This window comes from Vibrio sp. 1F253 (assembly GCF_041439295.1).
Lineage (GTDB): Bacteria > Pseudomonadota > Gammaproteobacteria > Enterobacterales > Vibrionaceae > Vibrio > Vibrio tasmaniensis_A.
On record NZ_JBGONU010000027.1, the window covers coordinates 48886 to 56776 of the forward strand.

Below are 7891 nucleotides of genomic sequence, written 5' to 3' on the forward strand. Positions count from 1 at the left end.
TTGCTGGTCTTGTTCGTTTTGGTCTTTGGACTCAGAATCGTCTTGCTGTTGCTGTTGCTGTTGCTGTTGCTGTTGCTGTTGCTGTTGCTGTTGCTGTTGCTTCCGAGCCTGTTCGACAATCTCTAGATTCTTCTTCGCGTAAGCATGTTCTGGGTTACTTTCGAGAATACGTTGATACTCTTTTATCGCTTGGTCGTACTTACCTTGCTTTGCTTGTGCATTGGCGAGGTTGTAGCGAGCATCTTCGCCAGAAAGACCTTGTAGCGTCTGTTCGGCCGCTTCGAAATCACCGGCTTTGTATTGCGCGATGCCTTTCCATTCTTGTTGTTCGAACTGTTCTGCGGCTTGTTGAAAGTCCTCATCTTGATACAACTGATAACCCACTTGGTCATCGGTTTTCCAAGGATTTGCAAACGCAGTATTCGGTTGGCTGAACGAGACAAATACAGCTAGACCACACCAAATGACCCCTTTTCGAAATAGCCCAAGTGCAGGAAGTAACAGAAACGGCAATAACCAGAAACCGTTGTTCACTCTGGTGTTGAGTGAGTTATTGGTTTTAGTCACTTCTGATGTTGTCGCAACTCGGTCGAGGTAACTTGCGATGTGTTCAACGTCTGAGTTATCCAATTGCAATTCAGTGAATGTGCCGCCAGAGCGACGAGTCAGGTCGCGCATATTGTCTACGTTGGTTTTCGCAACCACGGTTTGTCCTGAGTCGGTCTGTAACATCGAACCTGTAGGTAACGAGATCGGCGCGCCGCTTTCCGTACCTACAGCCAAGACTGATAACGTCCAATTACTACCAGAGAGTAGCGAGTCGATATCTTTCTTCTCTTGACCATCAATATCATCAGCAATCAGTACTAGATCGCCTTGGTAGATATGAGCATGAGTCATCATCTCAATCGCAAGCTTAACTGCCGATGCTGCATTGCCGCCTTGGAAGGGCATGATATCTGGTGATAGGTTGGGTACGAGGTTCTTGATGGTGTTGATGTCAGACGTTAGCGGACTGATGGTGTAAGCATCTCCGGCGTATGCCACCATTCCCGTTAGGCCTTCTTTCCAGAGTGATAGTAGATCCAAAGCCTTGTATCGCGCCTGTGTTAAACGGTTCGGCTTAATATCAGTGGCATACATAGACATCGACATATCCATGATCACAACTCGCGCCTGTGTTTTTTCAAAGCTTGGTTGTTCATTTTTTTCAAAGCTTGGACCGGCCAATGCGATGACACCGACCAACCACCAAACACCGAAATAAGTGCTGAGGTTTTTCGAGGGTTTGTTCGATTCAGGAGCCAAATAACGGGCGATGTGTGACGCTAATAACCCTTGCTTGGATTGTCTCTTGCTAAGCCACCAAATTGCGGGCAGCACGGCAAGAGCCAAGAACCAATATGGGTAGATAAAAGTAAAGTTAGACATTGTTTCTCCTAATGGCTAACAGCATAAATGCAAAGAACATGGCCGCAGACAGAGGCCAGACAAACCACTCTTGTTGTGGTCGCCAGATCTTAGTGGCATTCGTCACGGGCTCTAACTGGTTGATGGTGTCGTAAATCGTTGCCAGCTCTTTGCTGTCTCGCGCTCGGAAGTACTGACCGCCAGTACGTTTGGCGATTTCCATTAGAGTACGTTCATCCAAGTCTTGAGCAGTATTGACCTTACGAGTCATGAAGAACTCTTTGACCATCATTTCACCCGCACCGACACCCACGGTGTAAATTGTGGCGTTGTATTTCTTTGCAATATCCGCCGCTTCAAGTGGATCTAATACGCCCGCGGTATTACTGCCGTCACTGAGTAGAATCATTACACGCTGAGGAGCGTCGCTGTCGACAAAGGTTTTGGTGGCAAGGCCGATACCATCACCGATCGCAGTTTGAGTACCAATCAGCTTTAGCACTGCTTGATTGAGCTGTTGTGAAAGCGTGTCTCTATCTAACGTCAGTGGCGTCTGCAAGTAGGCGTGATCAGCAAATAGCACCAATCCAACTCGGTCGCCTTTTCGTCGCTCAATAAAGTCACTCAATACATGTTTCACCGCAGATAAGCGGTCAATGTATTCGCCATTAAACTGCATGTCTTCTTGGCTCATTGAGTAGGAGAGGTCGACAACCAACATCAAATCACGGTGTTTCGGCTGAAACTCAACCGGTTCACCGTACCAAACAGGGCGTGCCATGGCCGTTACCAATAAAAGCCAGATGATGACCGATAACGCCTTGGGTAAGCGACTGCTCGGTGTTTTGGTATTGCTGTCCTCGGGCAAAAACGGAAGCCTTAGAGCGCTGCTTGATTCTGATTTTGGTGAGAATAGGTAAATAAGGAGCGGCAGTGGTACTAGGATAAACATCCACCACCAAACGAATTCAATATTTAGTAAGCTCGTGTTTAAAAGATCAGTCATAACGACCTCGCTTTGGAGGAAGGGCTTTACGAAGCCAGATTTCGCAGTCGTTAACCAATTGCTGTTGAGCCTTTTTCTGTTCGTCGGTCATTAAGGTTGCATCTTGGTAGAGCGCTTGTTGCCATTGCGATTGTTTTGCGGCGAACAAAGGTTTTGCCAATTGCGCATCTAAGAACGTCAACCAATCATCACCAGATAAGCCTGCCACTTTTTCGCGTGGGAAATAGCTTAGTGCTGCCTGACGAACGATGTCTTGAGCTGCACTCGGAGACAAGGTATTTGAAGGCTGACTATCACGAAAGCAAGCAAGTGCTTCGTTCTTCGCGTATTGGTTCTTTTGTCTTTTGTTTACAATGAAAAATACTAAGGCGATCAGAACAATGGCCGTGATAATGATTAACCACCAACCCCATGCCAAAGGCCACCATGACGGTGCGCTTGGCGTAATAATAGGGCTCAAGTCGAGAGGTTGATTCATGACTGAACTCCTGATACTTGGCTCATTAACGATTGCGCACAAGACAATGAACTGTATGGGATCGCCAAAGAAAGGCTCATTTGCATAAGCTGTTGTTGCTTCTGATCAAATGCGTGACTGAGCTTTTCCTTTTCCTTGCTTGATGAAAAGTTAAACCATTGCGTTTTATTGCCGTCGGTGATCTGTTTTGAACCTTTGAAAGCAGTGACACCTTGCTCTAATGGATCGTAAAAATGCACCAAGCGAACCCGATTATGTCGACGTATTTGATTGATAAGTGAGTAATTACTTTCGCTATAACGAACAAAATCACTGAGCATAATGATATCGCTGCCTTTCGGGCAAAGCTGATGAAGAGACTTCAGCCCATGCTCTAAGGTTGTGTTGCTGTGATTGTTTGGGTTAGTCAGCGCTGCGTTATTGATTTCTATGACTTTTTGTAAAATACGCAGCGGAGCGTGGTTGCTAGCACTGGGTTTAATCTCAATGATCTCTTGGCCAGTATCGATCACTGCACCAATACGGTCTTTTTGAGCGACGGTTAACCAGCAAAGTTGGCTGGCAAAGTGTGCGAGTTGAACCGATTTAAGCAACAAGGTTGAGCCGAAAATCATACTGCTCGACAGATCTAAGAACAAAATCACAGGCTGTTCTCTTTCTTCAGAAAACAGTTTGGTGTGCGCCTTGCCTGTTCTCGCCGTGACGCGCCAATCAATGCTGCGGATATCGTCGCCCGCCTGATATTGACGAACCTCAGAGAAATTCATCCCGCGACCTTTACGATTGCTTTCGTGCTGGCCGTTAAGTTGCGACCACAGGCTCTTGGCTGGAGGCAACCAGCGAACAGACTGCGCTTTGTATTGCAGCAGTTCGTCCAGGTTTAACGTGACGCCGTCACTATGGTTGGGTAATTGATTCTTCATGCGCGTATCCCTATGCGCTACCAACCAACGAGAGAAGGTGTGCGATCACTTGGTTTGCAGTGACCCCTTCGGCTTGTGCGTGGTAGCTACGAAGCAGGCGGTGACGCAGTACAGGGAATGCCATCGCTTGAACATCTTGTGGAGTAACATAGTCGCGGCCAGCAAGCCAAGCGTGAGCGCGGGCACAACGGTCTAACGCGATGGTTGCACGCGGGCTAACACCCATGTCTAACCATTGATCAAGCTGGTCGCTGTATTGCTTAGGTTGGCGCGTCGCCATTACCAGTCTGATGATGTACTGCTCAATGGTGTCTGCCATATGAATGTTGAGTACTTCTTGGCGGGCTTCAAAGATCGTTTGCTGAGATATCTCTTGTGGCTGAACAGATTCGTTGCCTTGAGCTTCGCCTCTGTTTAGGCGCAAAATCTCCAGCTCACTTTCCATGTCTGGATAAGCCACTTCTAAATGCAGCAAGAAACGGTCTAATTGAGCTTCTGGTAGCGGGTAAGTGCCTTCTTGCTCAATTGGGTTTTGCGTTGCCATTACCAAAAACAAATCGGGTAAGGCATAGGTTTTTCGTCCCGCCGTCACCTGCTTCTCAGCCATCGCTTCTAGCATTGCGGCTTGCACTTTCGCCGGAGCACGGTTGATCTCATCCGCCAGAATAAGCGAGTTGAAAATCGGGCCCGATTGGAAGGTGAATTCTCCCGTTTCTGGATGAAATATATCGGTACCCGTTAAATCAGCAGGTAACAAATCTGGCGTGAATTGAATGCGGTGGAAGTCTCCCTCGACACAGTCAGCCAATGATTTTACTGCGCGAGTTTTTGCTAGCCCGGGAGGCCCTTCAACGAGGATATGACCATCGGCCAAAAGGGCTATCATCAGCTGCTTAACAAGCTCTTTTTGACCAATGATTTGAGACTCTAGATAGTTTTGAAGGACTTCGAAATTTGTTTTGTGCATTTTGGACTCTCTGGGTATCCATTTGATTTTTATTTTGAGTATTGGTCACTGATTACTAGGAAAAAGTTCCAGTACGTTTGTGGAATTTATTTTTTCAAAATTGGAATTATTTACAAGCGGTTAACGAGAAAAAACCACTAAGCCATGGTTTGTACCATATCAATCGCTTTTTATATATCAAAGCTTCAGAGGCCTGTCGTTCAGTGAGCTTCGGGGAATCTCATTGTCCAGATAATTAAAATGAATGGTTACGTCTCACTGCATTAGTCTTGCTGATGGTTTTCTCTATAGAAGAATGGTTGCTTTGTTTCACCATGCTTACAAATTTTTGCGAAATACCTCTCTAGTTTGATGGGGGTTAGCCGATATATGGTGGAGAGAGTGCACTACTGGTTTAAGTGCACCAAAAAAAATCCTGTTCAGGATATATAAATAACGAGCGATTCTTTTTAAAGGTCCAAATATGTTGAAAACTAACTCTCTGAGTATTAAACAAAAAGTTGTACTTGGAATTACCTTCGCAGTTCTTGCATCAACGGTGATTGTCGGTGCGATGGCACAAAAGCAAGCAAGAGATGTTTTGAGTCATCGATTAGTCGATATTGAGCTTCCGGGAATGTTAGAGCGAATTAATGGTGAAATTGACCGTGAAGTCTCTCAGCTATTGTTAGCTGCAGAACAAATTGCTTCGAATGAATTCATTTCTGACGCTATCGAATCGACCGATCGTGATGCCGTCTTAGAGAACAAGCTAGTAAAGCAATTGAACAATGTTCGTAACCAATACCAGCTAAATGATGCCTCAGTAGCGAACCGTCAAACGGCCTACTACTGGAACCAAGATGGCTTCTTGCGTCAACTCAATCAACAGCAAGATGGTTGGTTCTTTGGCTTTACGCAATCTGGCCAGCAGACAATGGTCAGTATGTTCCAAGAAGCGACAGGTGAAGTGAAAATGTTCGCTAACTACCAACAACCTTCTGGTTTAGCGATGTCTGGCTTATCGAAATCGATGGGTGACATGGTAAGTCTACTCAATAGTTTTAAGATCGAAGATACCGGTTTTGTTTTCTTAACGAATAGCCAAGGTGATGTTCAAATTCATCGCGAACGTTCGCTTAGTGATTCATCACTTCAACAACTTTACGGTCCTCAATCTAGTCAGTTGTTAAGCAAGTCAGGATTTAACCTGATTACAACGGAACATAAAGGACAAGAGTTGTTTGTCGCGAGTTTGTATGTGCCGTCAATGGATTGGTTCGTTGTTGGTGAAGTTCCGACGAGCGAAGTTTTTGCTGAGCTTGATGCAACGGCTAAACAGATGCTGATCATGACCGCTGTTGTAGCGTTAATCTTTATTCTGATGGGCGTGGTGCTAGCAAACAGTATTACTCAACCGATTAAACTTTTGGCTAAGCGATTCGGTGACCTTGGCGAAGGTGACGGTGACCTTGCTCAGCGTATCGAAGTGAAAGGCAACGATGAAATTGCACAGCTTTCAAAGGGCTTTAATGGATTCATCGAAAAGATTCACGAGTCGATGAAAGAGGTGTTTTCTACAAGCCAAGCACTTCAAGTCGCCGCTGAGAGTGTTTCTAACAAAGCGCACATCACCCACGACAATAGCCAAGAACAACGAGATCAAACTCTTCAGGTAGTTGCAGCCATTAACCAGATGGGCATGACAATCAGCGAGATTGCATCGAATGCGGCAACGGCTGCGGAAACGGCAACACAGGCTTCAGGCAATACTGAAGTAGGCCGATCTGTGGTAAACAAAGCAAAAGACGCGATCAGCCGTTTAGCGCAAGACATCGAAAGTACAGGTCAAGTGGTAGAGCAGTTAGCTTCAACGACTCAAGACATTGGCTCTATTTTGGGTGTAATTCGTGACATCTCTGAACAAACCAACCTACTAGCTCTGAACGCTGCTATTGAAGCTGCGCGTGCGGGTGAACAAGGTCGCGGCTTTGCCGTTGTAGCCGATGAGGTTCGTAACCTAGCAAGCCGTACCGCAGATTCTACTGAAGAGATTCAGAAGATGATCAACCAACTGCAAAGTGATGCTAAAGATGCCGTAACGGCGATGAGTGCAGGCAAAGTGATTACACTTGAAGGCGTATCGGCGTCGGATGAAGCGGTGGACGTACTGGGTGGTATTTCAGACCGTATCGTTGATATCACTGATCGTAACACTCAAGTGGCAACGGCAACGGAAGAGCAATCAACCGTAGTTCATACCATCAACCAGAATATTGAAGAAATCAACGCGATTAACGAAGTGACGACTGGAACCGCAGAGCAGCTTGCTGAAGCGAGCCAAGAACTTCAACAGCTTTCTTCTCGTCTAGATAAGATGGTTGGCTCGTTTAAGCTTTAATAGCGGATAAACTTGCAACACTTACATTGGAGCCGGATTCATTTCACGTGACCCCGGCTTTTTTACGTCTGATATGCTTGTTCGTTTGATACGGCACTTTACGTTTGATACGGCACTTTACGTTTGCTAGGCAGTTTATGTTTGGTGTGGCTTTTACGTCCGATGCTAATTGTTACGTTTGGTATAGCTTTTTACGTTGAACGTCGCCATTCAGACCGCAGTTCTGCATTTAAGCTGATGTTCACTTGATCTGGTTTCGGGCTTTGCACCTAATCGCCCTAGCATCATAGAGCGTAAATGAGTAAAATCTCGCTAGGTTTAATATTTAGGTAAGTATCATGAGCGATTTTGAAAAAGAACTAGAGCAGATGACTCAAGAGATGGGCGATGAGCCTGAAGTGAAACTTCCATCACTTGAAGAGCAAAAAGCGATCGTTGCTGAATTTAAGCGACTAGAAGCGGAAGGCAAACTGACACCTGAAGTGTTAGAACAGCATTTTGGCCAGTTCAATAAAACAAGTGATACGCCAATTCACTAAGTTATTTACTACGATTGGTATTAAAGTTGAGCAAGCCTATATCTTTATCGTTTAGATAGGATGGCTTTTAGCTCAAACAGATAAAGGTCTAGCATTCGCTAGGCCTTTTTTGTTTTTATACTGAACAGACAACAGACAACAGACAACAGACAACAGACAACAGACAACAGACAACAGACAACAGAAAA

General features: G+C 45.6%; 7 protein-coding genes. 2 read left to right on the forward strand and 5 right to left on the reverse strand.

Translation table 11 applies throughout. From position 1 onward, the window contains the following. The 5 genes from ACED28_RS14235 to ACED28_RS14255 form a co-directional block, all read right to left on the reverse strand. On the reverse strand, positions 1–1431 hold a 1431-nt coding region (locus ACED28_RS14235), incomplete at its 3' end, for a VWA domain-containing protein (RefSeq protein ID WP_371710118.1). Beyond that, on the reverse strand, positions 1424–2416 hold the full coding sequence (locus tag ACED28_RS14240) for a VWA domain-containing protein (protein ID WP_371710119.1): 993 nt from the start codon (positions 2414–2416) through the stop codon (positions 1424–1426). The genes ACED28_RS14235 and ACED28_RS14240, both read right to left, overlap by 8 nt. Then, complete coding sequence (locus ACED28_RS14245; protein WP_017096233.1) at positions 2409–2894, reverse strand: DUF4381 domain-containing protein; 486 nt, start codon at positions 2892–2894, stop codon at positions 2409–2411. Before ACED28_RS14245 ends, ACED28_RS14240 begins: the two co-directional genes overlap by 8 nt. Beyond that, positions 2891–3817 carry a DUF58 domain-containing protein gene (locus ACED28_RS14250; RefSeq protein ID WP_029223170.1) on the reverse strand — a complete coding sequence of 309 codons (927 nt, stop codon included), beginning with the start codon at positions 3815–3817 and terminating at the stop codon, positions 2891–2893. The genes ACED28_RS14245 and ACED28_RS14250 overlap by 4 nt, the downstream gene beginning before the upstream one ends. Before the next feature lie 10 nt (positions 3818–3827). Further along, positions 3828–4784, reverse strand: coding sequence for an AAA family ATPase (locus ACED28_RS14255; RefSeq protein ID WP_371710120.1), 957 nt, complete (start codon positions 4782–4784; stop codon positions 3828–3830). Positions 4785–5247: 463 nt separating this feature from the next. On the opposite strand from ACED28_RS14255, the gene ACED28_RS14260 reads away from it, so the two are divergent. Then, on the forward strand, positions 5248–7164 hold the full coding sequence (locus tag ACED28_RS14260; RefSeq protein ID WP_009845811.1) for a methyl-accepting chemotaxis protein: 1917 nt from the start codon (positions 5248–5250) through the stop codon (positions 7162–7164). Positions 7165–7502: 338 nt separating this feature from the next. Next, positions 7503–7703: a chromosome segregation ATPase gene (locus ACED28_RS14265; RefSeq protein ID WP_009845810.1), complete on the forward strand. Its 201-nt coding sequence runs from the start codon at positions 7503–7505 to the stop codon at positions 7701–7703. Positions 7704–7891 lie beyond the last annotated feature (188 nt).